Annotated in this window: 18 protein-coding genes; 9 read left to right on the top strand and 9 right to left on the bottom strand. The window is 60.3% G+C overall.

The features are described from left to right. Positions 1-40: 40 nt before the first annotated feature. Positions 41-835, bottom strand: coding sequence for an AraC family transcriptional regulator (locus tag ACZ0AZ_RS11780; RefSeq protein WP_463537419.1), 795 nt, complete (start codon positions 833-835; stop codon positions 41-43). Positions 836-931: 96 nt separating this feature from the next. Between ACZ0AZ_RS11780 and ACZ0AZ_RS11775 the strand changes: the two genes are divergently transcribed. Further along, entirely contained in the window at positions 932-1,819 is an 888-nt protein-coding gene (locus ACZ0AZ_RS11775) for a DMT family transporter (RefSeq protein WP_463537418.1), read from the top strand. A gap of 96 nt (positions 1,820-1,915) precedes the next feature. Here the strand turns inward: ACZ0AZ_RS11775 and ACZ0AZ_RS11770 are convergent, their stop codons facing one another. Further along, on the bottom strand, positions 1,916-2,794 hold the full coding sequence (locus ACZ0AZ_RS11770; RefSeq protein WP_463537417.1) for an esterase/lipase family protein: 879 nt from the start codon (positions 2,792-2,794) through the stop codon (positions 1,916-1,918). A 254-nt stretch (positions 2,795-3,048) separates the two neighbouring features. On the opposite strand from ACZ0AZ_RS11770, the gene ACZ0AZ_RS11765 reads away from it, so the two are divergent. Further along, positions 3,049-3,579, top strand: a complete 531-nt coding sequence (locus ACZ0AZ_RS11765; protein WP_039756965.1) for a ferritin-like domain-containing protein — start codon at positions 3,049-3,051, stop codon at positions 3,577-3,579. 119 nt (positions 3,580-3,698) lie between these two features. Here ACZ0AZ_RS11765 and ACZ0AZ_RS11760 read toward each other — a convergent pair whose 3' ends face one another. Next, complete coding sequence (locus ACZ0AZ_RS11760) at positions 3,699-5,774, bottom strand: AsmA family protein (RefSeq protein ID WP_129998164.1); 2,076 nt, start codon at positions 5,772-5,774, stop codon at positions 3,699-3,701. Positions 5,775-6,157: 383 nt separating this feature from the next. Between ACZ0AZ_RS11760 and ACZ0AZ_RS11755 the strand changes: the two genes are divergently transcribed. The 7 genes from ACZ0AZ_RS11755 to ACZ0AZ_RS11725 all read left to right on the top strand — a co-directional run bounded on the left by ACZ0AZ_RS11755 (position 6,158) and on the right by ACZ0AZ_RS11725 (position 11,494). After that, entirely contained in the window at positions 6,158-6,664 is a 507-nt protein-coding gene (locus ACZ0AZ_RS11755; RefSeq protein ID WP_039756963.1) for a hypothetical protein, read from the top strand. Positions 6,665-6,818: 154 nt separating this feature from the next. After that, positions 6,819-7,451 carry a TetR family transcriptional regulator gene (locus ACZ0AZ_RS11750; RefSeq protein ID WP_039756961.1) on the top strand — a complete coding sequence of 211 codons (633 nt, stop codon included), beginning with the start codon at positions 6,819-6,821 and terminating at the stop codon, positions 7,449-7,451. A gap of 301 nt (positions 7,452-7,752) precedes the next feature. Then, a complete protein-coding gene (gene ureE, locus ACZ0AZ_RS11745; protein ID WP_129998165.1) occupies positions 7,753-8,253 on the top strand; it encodes an urease accessory protein UreE in 501 nt (166 codons plus the stop codon). Beyond that, positions 8,250-8,924, top strand: a complete 675-nt coding sequence (locus tag ACZ0AZ_RS11740; RefSeq protein ID WP_310403864.1) for an urease accessory protein UreF — start codon at positions 8,250-8,252, stop codon at positions 8,922-8,924. The genes ureE and ACZ0AZ_RS11740 overlap by 4 nt, the downstream gene beginning before the upstream one ends. Before the next feature lie 24 nt (positions 8,925-8,948). Then, positions 8,949-9,563, top strand: a complete 615-nt coding sequence (ureG, locus tag ACZ0AZ_RS11735; RefSeq protein WP_016771910.1) for an urease accessory protein UreG — start codon at positions 8,949-8,951, stop codon at positions 9,561-9,563. Positions 9,564-9,590: 27 nt separating this feature from the next. Further along, positions 9,591-10,163 carry a HupE/UreJ family protein gene (locus tag ACZ0AZ_RS11730; RefSeq protein WP_463537416.1) on the top strand — a complete coding sequence of 191 codons (573 nt, stop codon included), beginning with the start codon at positions 9,591-9,593 and terminating at the stop codon, positions 10,161-10,163. A 197-nt stretch (positions 10,164-10,360) separates the two neighbouring features. Further along, positions 10,361-11,494, top strand: a complete 1,134-nt coding sequence (locus tag ACZ0AZ_RS11725; protein ID WP_463537415.1) for an AGE family epimerase/isomerase — start codon at positions 10,361-10,363, stop codon at positions 11,492-11,494. Between the two features lie 179 nt (positions 11,495-11,673). On the opposite strand, the gene ACZ0AZ_RS11720 is transcribed toward ACZ0AZ_RS11725, so the two are convergent. From ACZ0AZ_RS11720 to ACZ0AZ_RS11695, 6 genes are all read right to left on the bottom strand, one after another. Continuing rightward, entirely contained in the window at positions 11,674-12,579 is a 906-nt protein-coding gene (locus ACZ0AZ_RS11720) for a cation diffusion facilitator family transporter (RefSeq protein WP_039756953.1), read from the bottom strand. Positions 12,580-12,754: 175 nt separating this feature from the next. Further along, a complete protein-coding gene (locus ACZ0AZ_RS11715; protein ID WP_129998170.1) occupies positions 12,755-13,519 on the bottom strand; it encodes an SDR family oxidoreductase in 765 nt (254 codons plus the stop codon). Between the two features lie 821 nt (positions 13,520-14,340). Beyond that, positions 14,341-15,057, bottom strand: a complete 717-nt coding sequence (locus ACZ0AZ_RS11710; protein WP_016771915.1) for an ABC transporter ATP-binding protein — start codon at positions 15,055-15,057, stop codon at positions 14,341-14,343. Further along, positions 15,054-15,926, bottom strand: a complete 873-nt coding sequence (locus tag ACZ0AZ_RS11705) for an ABC transporter ATP-binding protein (RefSeq protein WP_101157697.1) — start codon at positions 15,924-15,926, stop codon at positions 15,054-15,056. The genes ACZ0AZ_RS11710 and ACZ0AZ_RS11705 overlap by 4 nt, the downstream gene beginning before the upstream one ends. After that, positions 15,923-17,224 (bottom strand): high-affinity branched-chain amino acid ABC transporter permease LivM, encoded by a 1,302-nt coding sequence (gene livM / locus ACZ0AZ_RS11700; RefSeq protein WP_024011385.1) that lies wholly within the window; start codon positions 17,222-17,224, stop codon positions 15,923-15,925. Before livM ends, ACZ0AZ_RS11705 begins: the two co-directional genes overlap by 4 nt. Before the next feature lie 3 nt (positions 17,225-17,227). Then, positions 17,228-18,142, bottom strand: a complete 915-nt coding sequence (locus tag ACZ0AZ_RS11695) for an ABC transporter permease subunit (protein ID WP_039756948.1) — start codon at positions 18,140-18,142, stop codon at positions 17,228-17,230. Positions 18,143-18,283: the final 141 nt, after the last annotated feature.

The raw sequence follows: 18,283 nt of genomic DNA, 5'->3' as shown, positions 1-18,283 counted from the left end.
CCGATGGATGCGGCCTCTGTCGCAGTGTAGTCAAAGCTTGTTACACCTTCCTGCCCTCGAGGTGGCTGCGCCGATATTGTTCCGGCGTACAGCCAGCCTGGCGGGCAAACATGGCGATGAAGGCCGAGCCGCTGCTGTAGCCGAGGTCGAAAGCGATTTCCTGCACCGAGCGCGAGGTTTCCAGCGCCTCGATCGCCGCCAGATAGCGCAAGCGCTGGCGCCACTCGCCAAAACTCATGCCCAGTTCACGAACGAACTGCCGCGCCAGCGTGCGCTCGCTGACATGCACCTGCGCGGCCCAATACGCCAACGGTTGGTTGTTGCCCGGCTCGGCCTGCAAGGCTTCGAGCATCGCCAGCAAGCCGGGACTGCTCGCATACGGCAGGTAACATTCCTGCACTGGCGCCTGTTGCAACTGATCGACCAGCACCTGAGCCAGACGCTGATCGGCCTCGTGCTCGGGAATCTTCACATCGCGGGCGGCGAAGTCCTTGAGGATCGCTTTGAGAATGTCGCTGATCGCCAGTGTGCAGGCGCGCCCCGGCAATCGCGCGCAGACCCCGCGATCAAGACACACAGCGCGGTAGTTGACCGGCTGATGGCTGTAGAAACTGTGCTCGACCTCGGGCGGCACCCACACTGCGTACTGCGGCGGCGACATGAAGCGGCTGCCGTCGACATCCATGTGCAGCACGCCATGGGCTGCGTACTCCAGCGTGCCCCATGGGTGCCGGTGCGGCGCGGCATATTCGTGGGCATTGAAATCGGCGTAGCGGAAGTACACCGCCGACGGCAATTCGCTGAAATCGAGCAGATCGATGTGTTTGCTGTTCATGCTGTCCGGATGCAGAGGCAGGTTGTCCGGTTCGCAGTATAGGCCTGCATCCAGACAGGCGATAATCGCGCTTCATCAACGTTCTGGTTTTGTCCCATGCAATACGCGTTTCCACTGCTGGCGATTTTCATCTGGGCCGGCAACACCGTAATCAACAAACTGGCGGTCGGTGCGATTTTCCCGGCCGAAATCGGTTTTTATCGCTGGCTGCTCGCCGGCTTGCTGTTCACGCCGTTCATGCTGAGAAAAGTCATTGCCCACTGGCCGCAGATTCGGCCGAATCTCGGACGGATTTTCGTCCTCGGCGTGCTCGGCATGGCGGTGTATCAGAGCCTTGCCTATTTCGCCGCAACACTGACCACCGCAACCAACATGGGCATCATCCTGTCGTTGATGCCATTGATGTCGCTGGCCATGGCGATCATCAGCCTCGGCCAGCGCCTGACCGCTGGCGCCCTGGTAGGTGCAGTGCTGTCGTTTGCTGGCGTGCTGGTGGTGGTGTCGTCTGGCAGCCTCGGTGCGCTGCTGCAACACGGGGTCAACATGGGTGACACAATGATGCTGATCGCCACGCTGGCCTACGCGGTTTACAGCACGCTGTTGAAAAAATGGCAGCTGCGCCTGCCGCCGCTGGTGTTGCTGTACTTGCAGGTGCTGGTGGCGATAGTGGTGCTGTTTCCGCTGTTCGCGATATCGCCGAAGACCGGGCTCAATCTGCAGAACGTGCCGCTGGTGCTGTATGCGTGTCTGCTGGCTTCGATGGTCGCGCCGCTGGCGTGGATGCAGGCGGTGCAGCGACTGGGGCCGAGCCGGACGACGCTGTTCTTCAATCTGCTGCCGCTGATTACCGCGCTGATTGCGGCAGTGGTGTTGAAGGAACAATTGGCGATGTATCACCTGGTGGGTGGATTGCTGACCCTGGGTGGGGTGGTTTTGTCGGAGCGCTGGACCACGGTGCTGGGCCGGCGGGTCGGCGTTGCCTGATAAGGCCCCTTCGCGAGCAGGCTCGCTCCCACGTTGAAATGCAGACACCTGTGGGAGCGAGCCTGCTCGCGAAGAACGATGACGCGGTCTGTTTGGCTATAACCCTGCAGCCTCCAGCCGCGCCGCATGCTCGACAAACAGCCTTACCGGATCTGCGCCTTTGCCCACCAGGCCCAGCGACTGATTGACGATGTCGAAATGATCCAGCGGATAGTCATCACCGATCACCGTGCCCAGATGCGAGCTGTAACGCCCGACCATGCCATCGCACTGCTCCGGCTCGCGAACGAAGGTCTTGGCGAACAAGCGGCAACTGCGGTTGGTGCCGTCGAAAAGATTGCCGCCACGATCGGTCTTGCCCGGTTGCAGTGTCCCTGACCAGGAGTAGTAACGCACACCGTTGACCTCTTCCGGCCCCTGCCCACCCCAGCTTTCCGGCAGCCCTTGTGGAAAGCGCTGATTGAACAAGGCGACGCCCGACGTCGTCAGCGATTGGTGAGAGGCGTGGATATCCACCGGCAGTTTCGGCCCGTGATAACCGGTGTCGAGCAACGCCATGATCCAGCCGATCAAGCGCAGCAACGCTTCGAGTACGCGCCCTTTTGCACTTTCGGCGGGATAGTGCTGTTCCAGATAATCGGCCAGTTCGGAGCCGTGATTCGGCCCGGCGACCGATGTTACCGAGGCCACCAGATCCGGGCGCTTCGCCGCCGCATACCGCGCGGTCAGCGCGCCCTGACTGTGGCCGAACAGATTGACCTTTTGCGCCCCTGTTTCGCGGAGGATTTCCTCGATCCGCGCCAGCAACTGCTCGCCGCGCACCTCGGTGGAATTGAGTGGCGACACCTGCAGCGCAATCACCGTCGCGCCCTTGCGGCGCAACGCCTTGATGATGCCGTACCAATACGGGTAGAACACCAGCCGGACAAACCCGAGCATGCCCGGCACCAGCACCAGTGGATAACGTGTCGACATGGGATACATCCTTGTGCGCTGTGTGTGGAGGCCAGACGTGCAAGACGCCCGCCAAGCATCCACCTCGACGATGACAACTCAACGATAACCCTATTCCAGCTCTGACCCTCCCGACATCGCAGTCTTCAGCAGTTCCTGCGCCGAGCCCAGCGCAAATCGTATAAAACTTTTCGCTTCGCTCAAGACTCACACCCTGAGTAGCGACCGCGTCTTCAGAACGTGGCGCCTATCGGATTAGCCTCCAGGAGAATGAAATGAGTGACCTGCATTTGTCTGATGTTCAAACCCTGCGCGAACGCGCGCGGCAACACGTGGAAAACGGCGCGGTCACCGAGGGTTACAACGCGAACCGTGAAGAAATACTGCGTTTGCTCAACGAGTCGCTGGCCACCGAACTGGTGTGCACCTTGCGCTACAAGCGCCACTACTTCATGGCCAACGGCCTGAAAGCCAACGTCGCCGCTGACGAATTTCTCGAGCACGCCAACCAGGAAGCCGAGCACGCCGATCGCCTCGCCGAACGCATCGTGCAACTGGGCGGTGAGCCGGAGTTCAACCCCGACCTGCTGAGCAAGCTGTCCCACGCGCAATACGTGGCGGGCAACTCGCTCAAGGAAATGGTTTACGAAGATCTAGTTGCCGAGCGCATCGCCATCGACAGCTACCGCGAGATCATTCAGTACATCGGCGACAAGGACCCGACCACCCGCCGCATCTTCGAAGACATCCTCGCCCAGGAAGAAGAACACGCCGACGACATGGCGGACATCCTTAACGATCTGTAATCCCGTCACACCGCTTTCGCGAGCAGGCTCGCTCCCACACTGGAACGTATTTCAATTGAAGGAATGCGTTCGAATGTGGGAGCGAGCCTGCTCGCGAAGGCGCCCTCAGAGACGCCGCATTACTTGCTGGGTTTAACGGTCACCGGTGCCTTGCCCTGCTTCATCTGCTCCAGCAACGGCGCGCACTGATTCGGCTCGCCACCGCTCGGCGCCACCAGCGCCAGCAATCCCGCCGCCGGTGCGGCTATGACGCCCAGCGCAACCATCCCCGCCCCGCGCAGCATCAACGGTACGGCTTTGACGCCGGCATCCGGTTTGATGAACTTGCCTCGCACATACAGCGGCGAGCGCAGGGAGATCAGACGCCAGCCTTTCGACTCAGGGGTCACAGTCAGATCGAGTTGCTCGGTGGCCATGTTCGCCGTGCCATCGATGTAGATGATTGCGTTCTCGGTATCGAAGACAAACAGCCGCGTGGTCGCCAGGCCGGTCTTGATATCGAAGTCCGCCGCCGCGCAGTTGATCTTCACTTCCTTGTCGCCAAAGATCTTGCCGACCACGTAGTTGCCGACGTTGAGCCCGGCCAGTTCCATCAGCTCGCGACTGATCGCACCGTCATTGATCAACATCTTCAGATTGCCATTGGCGCCGCCGAGCAGCTTCGCCACCGAGTTGCCACGGCCACTGATGTCGGCATCGCCATTGAGCTCACCGAAACTGGTTTTCATCGGCTCGAAGGTCGGGAACAGTTCCTTGAGCTTGAACTTGCGTGCGGTCAACCGCGCCCGGCCTTCCAGCGGCTCGGTGCGGCCATTGAGACGAATCTGCGCATCCAGCGTGCCGCCGGCGACACCAAAGCGCAGCGGCTCCAGGCTGAGCTCGCCATCGTTGAGTTTCAGATGGGTATACAGATCCTTGAACGGCAGCTTCTCGCTGTGGACGATACGTTTGCCGGTGAACTCGACATCGGCATCCATGGCGCGCCAGCGGTCGGTCTTGAATTCTTCCACCGGCAGGACTTTGTCTGCTGGCTGCTTGCTCGCGCCGCCACGGGCCTTTTGCTCGGTGTTGGAATCGGCGCCGATCAGCGGCGCAAGGTCAGCGAACAGCAGTTGATTGGAGAGCAACGCACCCGTGAGTTTCGGCCGTGGCTGGCTGGCCACGTAGGTCAGGTCGCCATGGATGTCGCTGTCGCCGATCTTGCCGTTGAATTTCTCATAAGTGAACTTTGCCCCGGCTTCGTCATGCAGCTTGGCGATCAGGTGGCCGTCGGTGGAATACGGTGGCGTATCCGGCAGGGTCACGCCGGTCAGTGGATAGAGATTGCCGAGGCTGTCGCCCGCCAGCTTCAGGCGCAGGTCGAGGGCGCCGAGATTCAGCGGGTCAGTCAGGGTGCCGGCCAGTTCGATACGGGTGTCGCCGATTTTCGCCTGGGCCTGCAACGGAAACGGTTTGCTTGCGTCCTGCAACGCCAGCAGCCCGCCGATCTTGCCCTGCCCAGTGAGGTTCTGCCCGTGATACTGGCCTTTGACCTTGAGTGCAAAGGCATAGTCCTGCGGTGCACCGCCCTTGTCCTGAGCAGTTTTCGCCGCTTTGTCGCCGACAATCTCGTTGAATGGAATCGGCTTGCCGAGCGGGTCGATCAGCACATCGAGGTTGGTTTTCAGGGTCTGGTCGTCGAGGGTCACGTGGCCCTTGTCGAAGCCGATGGCACCGATGTCGACCACCCAGTTGGATGGCTCGGCATTCGGGTCCTTGGGGTCGAATTTGAACGTCCAGTTGGCGCGGCCATCGGCCAGCCGTTGCAGCTCGGCATTCGGCTCGGTCAGGTCGATGCGCGGAATCACCACGCGCTGCGCCAGCAGGGCCAGCGGCGAAATGCGCAGCTCGACGCGTTTGAGCGTGACCATCTGTGGCTGCTTCGACCAGTCCGGGTTGCCCAGGCTCAAGTCCTCGGCGACCACATGTGGCCACGGCACCCAGGCGCGCCAGCCGCCTTCTTCCGGCTCGCGCTGCCAGATCACCGCGAGGTTGCCATTGATGGCAAACGCCCGATGCAGTTCTTCCGAGACTTTGGCGTTGATGGTGGGTTTGATCCGGTTCCAGTCGAAAAACACGATGATCAGAATCAAGGCTGCCAGCAGCAGCGCGAGGATGGCGAAGGTCCAGCTGAAGATTTTTCCAGTGCGCGTCATGCACAAAGCTCCTGATCACGACCGCACGCCGGCTACCCGACGCACAGCTGAAACGGCAGACCGAAGCGGCCCCTATGCAGTCTGTGACTGGCGAAAGGCTCGCAGGTTTAATTGAAAGGCAGTTTAAGCCATAAAAGGCCCGGCAAAACTGACCGATCGGTCGAGCAGTGTTACCGCGACCCGCACTCTTGCGAGGCGCGAGTGAGTCGAAAATACCCACGACGGTGCAAAACCGTCGACCGCAAACGCCCGTTCTAGAGCCTTCGCGTCGAACAATCAATTCTGTTGATTATTACCATTGCGTTTATGAACTTTTATATCGACTTATCGAGAGTAGCATTGCCCTCGTACCCACTTTATCGCCCTCCCAAGGAGCCACTATCATGAAACGCCAATTACTGCTCAGCCTTACCCTGTCGATGCTAGCCAGCACTGCTTTCGCCCTGCCCGCTGCCGATCAGGCTACTCCGCAAATCAAATCGAGCCACTCGGTGTTCAGTCAGACCGTAGCTTCTGACGGTTCCGAGCGCACTCCACAAGGTCAGACCCTGGCTGAAAACGGCCGCAACCGCCTCGAAGAAAAAGGTCTGGTTCAAGACGGCTCGGATCGCACCCCACAAGGCCAGGCCCTGGCTGAAAACGGTCGCAATCGCCTCGAAGAGAAAGGCCTGGTTCAGGACGGTTCGGATCGCACACCACAAGGTCAGATCCTCGCCTCCGACGGTACCGAGCGCACCCCACAAGGCCAGACTCTCGCATCCGACGGTACCGAGCGCACTCCACAGGGCCAGACCCTGGCTGATGACGGCTTCGATAAAACCCCACTGGGTCAAGCCCTCGCTGAAGGTGGTGGTGACCGTGTGATCGAACGCAACAGCAAATTGAGCTGAGCCCATGACGGCCCGGCAAAAAAGCCCAATCAGCGGATTGGGCTTTTGACTTTTCAGCTTCTGTAAAACCCTCGCTGCACGACTCCCCGTTCGACGCCGACAAAGCCGATTTGCTAGAGTGCGGCGCTTGTCCTGCCGAAGAACACACCCTGCGATGCTGCCCCGCGCCGAACAGAAACAACAGACCCGCAACGCCTTGATGGACGCTGCCCGCCACCTGATGGAAAGCGGCCGAGGATTCGGCAGCCTGAGCCTGCGCGAAGTGAGCAAGACCGCCGGCATCGTGCCCACCGGTTTCTACCGTCATTTTGCCGATATGGACGAGTTGGGGCTGGTGCTGGTCAGTGAAGTCGGTCAGACCTTCCGCGAGACCATCCGCCTGGTGCGTCACAACGAGTTCGTCATGGGCGGCATCATCGATGCCTCGGTGCGCATCTTCCTCGATGTGGTCAACGCCAATCGCTCGCAATTCCTGTTTCTTGCCCGCGAACAATACGGCGGCTCGCTGCCGGTGCGCCAGGCGATTGGCCGATTGCGCGAGAACATCAGCGCCGACCTGGCGGCGGACCTGGCGCTGATGCCCAAGCTGCAACATCTGGACATCGCCGGGCTCAGCGTGATGGCCGACCTGATCGTCAAATCGGTGTTCGCCACCCTCCCCGACATTATCGACCCGCCCGCCGAAGCCTTGCCCGAGCATCTGACCCCGCAGGCGAAGATCACCCAGCAACTGCGCTTCATCTTCATCGGCCTCAAGCACTGGCAAGGGCTGGGCAGTACCGAGTAATCCCCTCTTTATCTGGCACAGCGCAAAGCCCCCTCTGGGAGTGAGCCTGCTCGCGAAAGCGCTGGGTCAGCTGCGTACATCTTGGCTGACACTGCGCATTCGCGAGCAGGCTCGCTCCCACATTGAACATCCGTCACGGCATCGATTTGGTGCATGACAAATCCTTCATGCACCAAAACCTTCCAGAATCACCGCGCCTGTTGAAAGATCAGGCACGCGCCGACAGCTATTTCCTACACATCGCCCGATTGGCGCGGCGCTTGCTCTAGCCCAATCAACGTTCATTGCTGGAAGCTTTCCGATGCTGGTGATTCATCGCAGAATCGACCCTCAACCCGTCTGGGCCGCTGAGTTGCACCTGACCTTCGAAGCGCGCAGCAAAAGCCGTTTGCGCTGTTTCAGTGCCGTAGGCGAAGACGTCGGGTTGTTTTTGGAGCGCGGCCAGCAACCGCTGTATGACGGCGAATGCCTGCAGGCCGAAGACGGCCGTGTGGTGCGCGTCTGCGCCCGTCCCGAACAACTGCTCCATGTCACGTGCGCCAATGCGTTCGAACTGACCCGCGCGGCCTACCACCTCGGCAACCGCCATGTCGCCCTGCAAGTCGGCGATGGCTGGTTGCGCCTGCTCGACGATTACGTGCTCAAGGCCATGCTCGAGCAGCTCGGCGCACAAGTCGAAGCCATCGAAGCGCCGTTCCAGCCGGAACACGGCGCTTATGGCGGCGGCCATCATCATTCCCGCCACGGTGACGAAGACTTCAACTACGCACCGAAACTCCACCAGTTCGGCGTGCGCCTGTGAATCCGGCCTGGGCGCTGCTGCGTCTGGCCAGTCCGCAACTGCCGATTGGCGGCTACAGCTATTCCCAAGGCCTGGAAATGGCGGTGGATAACGGCCGGGTAAACAATCCGGACAGCGCCCGCCGGTGGATCAGCGATCAACTGCTGCTCAATCTCGCCCGTTTCGAAGCGCCACTACTGTTGGCGCATTGCCAAGCCGCAGCAAAAGAAAACTGGACCGAACTACGGCAACTCTGCGAGAGCCACCGTGCCAGCCGCGAAACCCATGAGCTGCATCTGGAGAGCCGGCAGATGGGCTACTCGTTGCAGCAACTGCTCAACGGTTTACCGGAACTCGACACGCCGTCTCGCGACTTTCTCGGACAGATCAGCGAACCGCATCTGGCCTTGTGCTGGGCACTGGCAGCACGGGCCTGGGGCATCAGCCCGCAGGATGCTCTTGCTGCGTGGCTGTGGAGCTGGCTGGAAAACCAGCTCGCCGTGTTGATGAAAACCCTGCCGCTGGGCCAGCAAGCCGCCCAGCGCCTGACCAGCGAACTGCTGCCGCTGTTGCAACAGGCGCAGCACGACGCGACCCGCATAAATCCCGAACACATCGGCAGTGCCGCATTCGGCCTGTCCCTGGCGTGCATGGCCCACGAGCGCCAGTACAGCCGTCTCTTCCGCTCTTAGGCCTGTTTATTTTTGGAGAATGATATGGATACCCAACCTCTGCGCGTCGGCATCGGCGGCCCGGTCGGTTCCGGCAAGACCGCGCTGACTTTGGCCCTGTGCCTGGCCCTGCGCGAGCGCTACAACCTCGCCGTGGTCACCAACGATATCTACACCCGCGAAGACGCCGACTTTCTGGTGCGCAACGAAGCCCTCGCGCCGGAGCGGATCATCGGCGTGGAAACCGGCGGCTGCCCGCACACGGCGATCCGCGAAGACGCCTCGATCAACCTCGAAGCGGTCGATCAACTGAACCGGCGCTTTCCGGGCCTGGATCTGATTCTGGTCGAGTCCGGCGGCGACAACCTTTCGGCAACGTTCAGTCCTGAGCTTTCCGACCTGACGATCTACGTGATCGACGTTTCCGCCGGCGACAAGCTGCCGCGCAAGGGCGGGCCGGGAATCTGCAAGTCCGACCTGCTGGTGATCAACAAGATCGACCTGGCGCCTCTGGTGGGCGCTTCGCTGGAAATGATGGACAGCGACACCAAACGCATGCGCAACGGCAAGCCGTTCGTGTTCAGCAACCAGAAAACTGGTCAGGGCCTCGAGGAAATCATCGCCTTCATCGAACGTCAGGGCCTGCTGACCGCCGCCTGATCCACTTATCAACAAGGAAGCTTATCCATGACACTCAAACGCATTCTTGGCGCTCTGGCGTTGCTGCTGACACCGGCACTGGCGTTCGCTCATCCGGGGCATGGCGACAGCGGCCTCGTCGCGGGCATCAGCCACCCGATCGGTGGGCTCGACCATTTGCTGGCAATGCTCGCCGTCGGTTTATGGGCGGCGCAGCAACAAGGCGCGGCGCGTTGGGCGCTGCCGTGCACCTTTGTCGGCACCATGCTGCTGGGCGGTCTGCTCGGTTTTGAAGGGCTGGAGTTGCCGGCGCTGGAAAGCGGGATTGCCGCCTCGGTATTGGCGCTGGGCCTGGCCGTGGCACTGGCGGTGCGTCCGCCGCTGATGATGGCGGTGGCAGCAACGGCGCTGTTTGCGCTGTTCCATGGCGTGGCGCATGGGCTGGAGTTGCCGGAAATGAGCAGCCCGTGGGCGTATGCGACCGGGTTCGTCGCGGCGACAGCGGTTTTGCATGCGCTCGGTTATGGCGTGGTGCGAGTTCTTCCGCAGGCAGCGGCGCCGCTGGTGCGGTTGGCGGGTGCGGCTTCGGCGGCGACTGGGGTGTGGTTGCTGGCAGGCTAATCTCTATCGCCTGAGCCGGCCTCATCGCTGGCAAGCCAGCTCCCACAGGTTATTGGATAAGTCCACAATTGTGTGGACACCCAATTTCCATGTGGGAGCTGGCTTGCCAGCGATGACGGCCGATCAGACACCAAACCTTTAAAGGCTGCCTCTCTGCTACCATGTCGCGCAATCGCCCCAGCCCGTGACGCCCGCCCATGCCCCACGCTTCCCGCTCCACCGCCCTGCCCGAATTGACCGCCCTGTTTGGCCAAGTGCAGCAGCACTTCCTCGACGTGATCGTGCCGCTGTGGCAAGGCCCGGGCTGGAATGCCGACATGGCGTTGCCCTATGAGGCGCTGGACGCTACACACCAGCCGTTGCCAGTGCAGCGCTATCGGGCGATGGCCTGCGCACGGCAGCTGTATCTGTTCTCCAGCCTGATCGGGGTTGTGGATAACGCCGAAGTCCGCGCCGCCGCGCTGTTCCGTTCCCTGCAACGGCATTTCCATGATGCCGAACACGGCGGCTGGTTCTACAGCATCGACGCACAGGGCAAGCCGCTGGATCAGCGCAAGGATCTCTACACTCACGCCTTCATTCTGTTTGCCTGCGCGCATTACTGGGGCAAGTCCCGGGATTCGCTGGCCGAATCGACACTCAACGCCGCGCTGGAAATCATCGGCCGCCGTTTTGCCACCGGCGACGGTTTGTACGAAGCCTGCCTGGAGCGTGACTGGCTCACCCTGCAAACCGGCCCGCTGCAGAACCCGCTGATGCATCTGGCCGAAGCCTTTCTGGCGACCCTTGCGGTGCGCGAGGACCCGCAGACGCACAAAGCCCTGCTTGAGTTAGGCACAGCCATGCACAAGCAATTCGTCGATCCGCAATACGGCGTGTTGATGGAGAAGCCGCTGGGTGCTGTGGATAACTGGTACGAGCCAGGGCATCAGTTCGAATGGTATTTCCTGCTCGAATCGTCGCCGCTGTTACGCGGTTCGAAACTGCATCGGGCGCTGGATCGGGCATTTGCCTTTACCGAGCAGTACGGCGTATTGGTGTCCTGCGGCGCGGTGCGGGCGATGCTTGATCTGGAAAGCAATGGCCGTCCAAGGGATTCGACCCAGCGCATCTGGGCTCAGGCCGAATACCTGCGTGCGCTGACCTTGCGCGCCGATAGCGAAGCGGTGGTGCTGCGCCAGTTGCAAGCGCTGCAGCAGCGGTTTCTGCATGCCGGCGGCTGGCATGAGTGCCGGGATGAAAATGGTGAAGTCAGCCGCAAGGACATGCCATCGACCACGCCTTATCATTTGGCGACCTGCTACCACGGTTTGGCTGAATATCTTCGCTGACCTGTGCAAAGCAGGATTTTGGGGCTAGAGGATTACTGTGGCGAGGGGATTTATCCCCGGTGGGGCGCATAGCGGCCCTGAAAAGAGCGGGGCCGCTGCGTGCCCCAACGGGGATAAATCCCCTCGCCACAATAAATCCCCTCGCCACAACTGTGTTCTCAGCAGATATCCGGATCAGATCAAGCAATCCACTTCTTGTCCCCGGTGAAGCTGATCGTCAACCAGCGCGCCGCATCCGGCTCGCCCAACTGCGCCGATATCTGCTCACGTAGCGCGTCCAGCTGCGCGACATCGCGCAGCGGATAATCCGCCGGCAACACCACATGAATTTCGATGAACCGCGCCCGACCGTGCTTTTGCACGTAGGACACGTAATCGTCGAAACCATGCTCGACCTTTGCCAGCTCCATCACCTGCCGTACCTGCTCATCCAGCGTGTCCGGGGCAATACCCAGCACATCATGCAAGGCCGGGCCGAGGATCTTCAACGCCGGGGGCAGCATGGTCAGGGCCAGCACGATGAGGATCAGTGGGTCGACATACACCGCCCACTCGCCATAGCCCTGGGACTTGAGCAGCAGCGCGGCAAGGAAACTGATCAGCAGGCCCACTGAGAGCATCGCGTCGACCAGCCAACTGATGTTGTCGAACTGGATCAGGCTGGATTTAAGCTTGCGATTACGCCGGCGCACGTAGAAGAAGTAGGCAAACTCGACGACGGTAAACACCGCCGCATAGACGATCACCAGACCCAACTCGATATCACGGCCACCATTGATGAGGCCAAACACGCCGTTGAGAAAGGCGTAGATGGCGATCAACAGCAGGAAGCTGCCTTCGATCAGCAGCACCATCGGCTCCAGATGCCAGAAGCCGAACTGGAAACGCTGATTGCTTTGCTTGGCGATCAACCGGGCGGTGATCAGCATCAGGATTTTGATAAATGTCGCGATCAGCGAGAAAAAACCATCGAACAGGATGGATTGCGAACCTGAAACAAAACCGGTGACGATTCCGGCAATCGACACCGCCAGCATCAGCAGCGTCGATTGTTTGAGCAGTGCCTGCTCACCTCGGTTACTCACTTGAACGCCTCGTGAAACCTTGCACACCGCCGAATGCAGTGGGCTGGTTGAGTGCGGAGTTTAGCTTATCGACTGGTTTGCCTGTGCCGGCCTCTTCGCGAGCAGGCTCGCTCCCACAGGCACCGCACTTGAAAATGTGGGAGCGAGCCGGCTCGCGAATGGCCTCAGCGCGGTATCAAGCCTTGTTACGCTCGATGGCAAACCCGGCCCAGGTCTGGCTTACGGGCATCAGTTCCAGGCTGTTGATGTTGATGTGCGCCGGGGTGTTCATCACCCAGAAAATCGTCTCGGCGATGTCCTGCGGCTGGATCGGCTCGGCGCCGGCGTAAGTGGCGTTGTAGCGTTCCTGATCACCAGCAAAACGCACCAGCGAGAACTCGCTTTCGCACAGGCCGGGTTCGATGTTGCTGACCCGCACACCAGTGCCCTGCAAATCGCAACGCAGGTTCAGCGAGAACTGTTTGACGAAGGCTTTGGTCGCGCCGTACACGTGGCTGCCCGGGTACGGGTAATTACCGGCGATGGAGCCGAGGTTGACGATACCGGCGCCGCGGCCGTAGGCGATCAGCCGTGGCAATAGCAGGCGGGTGGCGTACATCAGGCCTTTGACGTTGGTGTCGACCATGGTGTCCCAGTCATCCAGATCGCATTTCGGCGCTGGGTCGACACCCAGCGCCAGGCCGGCGTTGTTAATCAGGCCCCGGAGTCTGGCGAACGACGGCGGCAGGTTGGCGATCGCCTCTTCCATCGCCTTGCGATCGCGGACATCGAGGACCAGACCGTGCACTTCGGTCTGCTTCGACAGTTCGGCGCACAGGGCATTGAGGCGTACATCACGACGGCCGGTCAGGACCAGCTTCCAGCCAGCCTCGGCAAAACGACGGGCACAGGCTTCACCAAAACCGGACGTCGCGCCGGTGATAAACAGGGTGTCGGACATCGTGTTCTCCTTGCTTCGGCCACCACGGCAGCCCTTGAAATAGAAAATCAGCAGGCAGCATGCCCGCCCTCGCGGATACGGGCAACACCTGCCAGCTGTACAAAAATCAACCAGACCTGCCAAGGCCATAGCCAGCGTGGCCTGCGGCCATGTGCACGCATGTTATCCACAGTCTGCTCCACAGTTTCCGGGGGCAAGTGCAACCGTGCAAAGCCGCGCCACACAAGGCTTTGCGCCCGAAATGGAAAGTTTTTTGCTTGACGGTGAGGCGGGGGATGTGCGGGACAGGGCATTTTGCACGACGGGCGGTGCAACCGGGTGATTGCGCGAGGCCAGCAAATACGGCCCTCAGCGAGGTCTTTCCAGAGTTTAGTCACAGACTTATCCACAGGATTGCCGACATGGAATGACTACGTCTTTGTTCCCCAGAAAAAGGTTGACAACCACAGCGCTCACTCCCGGAAAAATGCCTGATCAAAAAACAATCACAAGCCTGGAGGCCACGTATTACAAGGCCTTCAACCATATACACCCATGTTATTCACAGCCAGCTCCACAGTAACCGGGGACAAGTCAAAACTGTGGAAAAACAGCCATTTGCAGCGTCTATATGTCGCGCTTTGGCAGCTTGGGGAATTTGTTTTCCACAATTGTGCGAATTACATAATTTACCTGCTCGCGAATGGCGCATCCATAGAATGAGTTGACTGATACATCGCATTCGCGAGCAGGCTCGCTCCCACAGGGCACTGTGGTGGATTCCAAAAATGAAAAAGCCCCGGGACGCTCGTCGCCGGGGCTGTGTACAACCGCGAGAAAAATCAGTGCCCGCCCAGATAGGCGTTGCGCACCTCCTCGTTCACCAGCAACTCTTTACCCGTGCCGGTCAGGCGAATCTCGCCGTTGACCATCACATAGGCCCGGTCCGACAGCTTCAACGCGTGGTTGGCGTTCTGCTCGACGAGGAAAATGGTCATCCCGGTTTTCGCCAGTTCACGCAGCGTCGCAAAAATCTGCTTCACCACGATCGGCGCCAGGCCCAGGCTCGGCTCATCGAGCAGCAACAGCTTAGGCCGGCTCATCAGCGCACGAGCGATGGCGAGCATCTGCTGTTCACCGCCTGACATGGTCATCGCCCGCTGATTGCGCCGCTCCTCTAGCCGGGGAAACAGCTCGAACATGCGCTGCATGTCCTCTTTGGCGTACTTGTCGCCAATCGGGATAGTGCCCATCAGCAGGTTTTCCTCAACGGTCATGTCGGGGAACACCCGCCGCCCTTCCGGCGACTGCGCAATGCCGTTGGAGGCGATGTAGTGCGAAGACTTCTGTGTGATGTCGACGCCCTGATAGAGAATCTGCCCGCCCGCCGCTCGTGGCTGGCCGAAGATCGACATCAGCAAGGTCGACTTGCCGGCACCGTTGGAGCCGATCAGGCTGACGGTCTCGCCTTCGTTGATCTGCAGTGAAACGCCTTTGAGCGCTTGGATCGGGCCGTAGAACACGTCCAGATTGCGTAGTTCGAGGATCGGTTGGCTCATACCAGCTCCTCTTCGTCGGCGCCCAGGTAGGCTGCGATCACTTTCGGATCGTTGCGGATCGCTTCCGGCCCGCCCTCGGCGATGACGATGCCGTGGTCGAGAACCACGATGTGATCGGAAATGCTCATGACCATGCCCATGTCGTGTTCGATCAGCACCACGGTCAGATCGTGCTCGTCGCGCAGCAGTCGGATCATCGCGCTGAGCGCTTCGGTTTCCTGAGGATTGAGGCCGGCGGCCGGTTCGTCGAGGCAGATGATCTGCGGGCGAGTGCACATGGCCCGAGCGATCTCCAGACGGCGTTGTTGGCCGTACGAGAGTTCACCGGCGAGACGGTTGGCGCAGTCGACCAGATCGACCACTTCCAGCCAGTAGAACGCGACATCCAGCGCATCGCTCTCGGCCTTGCGATAGCCCTTGGTGTTGAGAATACCGGCGAGCATGTTGCGGTTGACCCACATGTGCTGCGCGACCAGCAGGTTTTCCAGCACCGACATTTCCTTGAACAGGCGAATGTTCTGGAACGTACGGGCAAGACCGGCACGGTTCACCAGGTGAGTACCGCCGAACATCTTGTAGTACAGGCGGCTGAGGAAGGATTTCGGCGAAACGAAATCGGTCGGTTTGAACGACTCGCCCAGCAACTGGATGACGTTGGTCTGCTGGCCGCGCACATTGAGTTCGATCTTGCCGCCCGTGGCCTTGTAGAAACCGGTCAGGCAGTTGAACACCGTGGTCTTGCCGGCGCCATTGGGACCGATCAGGGCGAAAATCGAATTGCGTTTGACCTTCAGGCTGACATCGCTCAAGGCCTTGATGCCGCCGAAATGCATCATCAGTTTTTCAACAGAGAGTACGACTTCACTCATGGCGCAGTCCTCTCGTAGTGAATGGCACCTTTGCGTGGTTTGACCCCGGTGCGGCTGATGCGGATCAGCCCGCGTGGTCGCCAGATCATCATCAACACCATGAGGATGCCGAACAGCAGCACGCGGTATTCAGCGAAGCCGCGCAGCAGTTCCGGAGCGACGGTGAGCACGAACGCGGCGATGACCACGCCAATGGTCGAGCCCATGCCGCCGAGCACGACGATGGCGAGGATCAGCGCCGACTCGAAGAAGGTGAACGAGGTCGGGTTGACGAAGCCTTGATAAGTGGCGAAGAACACCCCGGCCAGACCCGCCGTCGACGCCCCGATGGTGAACGCCGAGAGCTTGACCAGCACATGGTTGAGGCCCATCGAGCGGCAGGCGATTTCATCTTCACGCAGGGCTTCCCAGGCGCGACCCACCGGCATTTTCACCAGCCGATGCTTGACGTACAGCACCGCCAGCACCACCAGGAACAGCACCGCGTAAATGAAGTAATACTTCACGTCCGGGTTGTAGGTAAGACCGAAGAACTCATGGAACGGTACTCCGCCATCCTTCGCCCGCTTGCCGAACTCCAGGCCGAAGAACGTCGGCAGTGGCGCCGGCATGCCGTTCGGCCCGCCAGTCAGCGACAGCCAGTTGTTCAGCACCAGACGAATGATTTCACCAAAACCCAGGGTCACGATCGCCAGGTAGTCACCGTGCAGACGCAACACAGGAAAACCGAGAATGCAGCCAGCCAGACCTGCGGTGATCGCCGCCAGCGGCAGCACGGTCCAGAAACCCAGACCCAGATATTGATAACCCAATGCCAGACCGTAGGCGCCTATGGCGTAGAACGCCACGTAACCCAGATCGAGCAGCCCGGCCAGACCGACCACAATGTTCAGCCCCAGCCCCAGCAGCACGTAGATCAAGCCGAGGATGACCACGCCGAGCAGGTAGGAGTTGGATACGAACGGCACGATGATCGCCAGCACGATAATCAGCGGGATGATCCAGCGCAGCCGCGATTTGTAGTCCGCCGGCAGCACGTGCACACCGGAACCGGTGCTCTCGAAACCGTCGAGGATCTTCAGGCCCTTGGGTGTTTGCAGGAACAGGCTGAGCGCAAAGCGACCGGCCATGACGATGGCTATGATCCACGCCACGCGTGTCGCTTCGAGGTTGAAGCTGTAGCCGTCGAGGACCACCCCGACAATCGGGCCGAACACGATCAGCGCAATCAGGCCGGCAAGAATCGCCTCGACCAGACTTTTTTTGATATCGATGGACTTTTCAGTGGTTGCAGACATCGCTTACACCTTCGACACAAGAGGACGGCCCAACAGGCCCTGCGGCCGGAAGACCAGTACGAGGACGAGCAGCGAGAAACTGAACACGTCTTTGTAGTCGGAGTTGACCAGACCGGAGAACAGCGACTCGGAGATGCCGAGAATGATCCCGCCGAGCATCGCGCCGGGCAGTGAACCGATGCCGCCAAGCACCGCTGCGGTGAACGCCTTGATGCCGATGATGAAGCCGGCATAGAAGTCGAACGTGCCGTAGTTCATGGTGATCAGCACACCGGCCAGTGCCGCCATGGCTGCACCGATGATGAACACGTAGGAAATCACCCGATCGGTGTTGATCCCCAAAATCGAGGCCATCTTGCGGTCTTGCTGGGTTGCACGGCACATGCGGCCGAGCTTGGTGTATTTGATGACGTAGGTCAGCAGCCCCATGCCGACAAACGCGGCGATCAGGATGAAGACTTTGGTGTAGGTCAGTTGCACGAAGCCGCTGCCGACTTCAACACGCCAGGCACCGGTCAGCAGCGTAGGCACACCCTGTTGTTTGGCGCCCTGAGCGATCTGTGCGTAGTTCTGCAGAATCAGCGAGATACCGATGGCGCTGATCAGCGGCGCCAGGCGGGTCGAGTTACGCAGGGGTTTGTAGGCAACACGCTCGATGACCCAGCCATACACCGCCGTGACGACGATGGTGAAGATCAGCGTGCCGAGCATCAGCAGCGGGAAGGATTCGATACCGAAGTAAGCCAGCAGAGCCAGACTGATTGCCGCCAGGTAAGCGGAAATCATGTAAACCTCGCCGTGGGCGAAGTTGATCATGCCGATGATGCCGTAGACCATTGTGTAGCCGATGGCGATCAGGCCATAGACCGACCCGAGGGTCAGGCCATTGACCAGTTGCTGCAGGAAAATACCATCCATAACGCAATCTCACGCAGTGAGAACCTGCGCGCCATCGGCGCGCGGTTCTTCTAGGAAAAATACAGATGTACGTCGGAGCAATGTCGGAGCGTGATCAGCCCGATCACCACTGATCCCTCTGTGGGAGCGAGCCTGCTCGCG

The organism is Pseudomonas sp. AC239 (genome assembly GCF_979258545.1).
Note: the sequence above shows the minus strand (reverse complement) of the source record. Positions and strands in the feature narration are given on the sequence as shown.

Bases quoted from the DNA above. Each gene is read 5' to 3' on its own strand.
- ACZ0AZ_RS11780 (WP_463537419.1), bottom strand. From the start codon at position 835: ATGAACAGCAAACACATCGATCTGCTCGATTTCAGCGAATTGCCGTCG.
- ACZ0AZ_RS11775 (WP_463537418.1), top strand. From the start codon at position 932: ATGCAATACGCGTTTCCACTGCTGGCGATTTTCATCTGGGCCGGCAAC.
- ACZ0AZ_RS11770 (WP_463537417.1), bottom strand. From the start codon at position 2,794: ATGTCGACACGTTATCCACTGGTGCTGGTGCCGGGCATGCTCGGGTTT.
- ACZ0AZ_RS11765 (WP_039756965.1), top strand. From the start codon at position 3,049: ATGAGTGACCTGCATTTGTCTGATGTTCAAACCCTGCGCGAACGCGCG.
- ACZ0AZ_RS11760 (WP_129998164.1), bottom strand. From the start codon at position 5,774: ATGACGCGCACTGGAAAAATCTTCAGCTGGACCTTCGCCATCCTCGCG.
- ACZ0AZ_RS11755 (WP_039756963.1), top strand. From the start codon at position 6,158: ATGAAACGCCAATTACTGCTCAGCCTTACCCTGTCGATGCTAGCCAGC.
- ACZ0AZ_RS11750 (WP_039756961.1), top strand. From the start codon at position 6,819: ATGCTGCCCCGCGCCGAACAGAAACAACAGACCCGCAACGCCTTGATG.
- ureE (WP_129998165.1), top strand. From the start codon at position 7,753: ATGCTGGTGATTCATCGCAGAATCGACCCTCAACCCGTCTGGGCCGCT.
- ureG (WP_016771910.1), top strand. From the start codon at position 8,949: ATGGATACCCAACCTCTGCGCGTCGGCATCGGCGGCCCGGTCGGTTCC.
- ACZ0AZ_RS11730 (WP_463537416.1), top strand. From the start codon at position 9,591: ATGACACTCAAACGCATTCTTGGCGCTCTGGCGTTGCTGCTGACACCG.
- ACZ0AZ_RS11725 (WP_463537415.1), top strand. From the start codon at position 10,361: ATGCCCCACGCTTCCCGCTCCACCGCCCTGCCCGAATTGACCGCCCTG.
- ACZ0AZ_RS11715 (WP_129998170.1), bottom strand. From the start codon at position 13,519: ATGTCCGACACCCTGTTTATCACCGGCGCGACGTCCGGTTTTGGTGAA.
- ACZ0AZ_RS11710 (WP_016771915.1), bottom strand. From the start codon at position 15,057: ATGAGCCAACCGATCCTCGAACTACGCAATCTGGACGTGTTCTACGGC.
- ACZ0AZ_RS11705 (WP_101157697.1), bottom strand. From the start codon at position 15,926: ATGAGTGAAGTCGTACTCTCTGTTGAAAAACTGATGATGCATTTCGGC.
- livM (WP_024011385.1), bottom strand. From the start codon at position 17,224: ATGTCTGCAACCACTGAAAAGTCCATCGATATCAAAAAAAGTCTGGTC.
- ACZ0AZ_RS11695 (WP_039756948.1), bottom strand. From the start codon at position 18,142: ATGGATGGTATTTTCCTGCAGCAACTGGTCAATGGCCTGACCCTCGGG.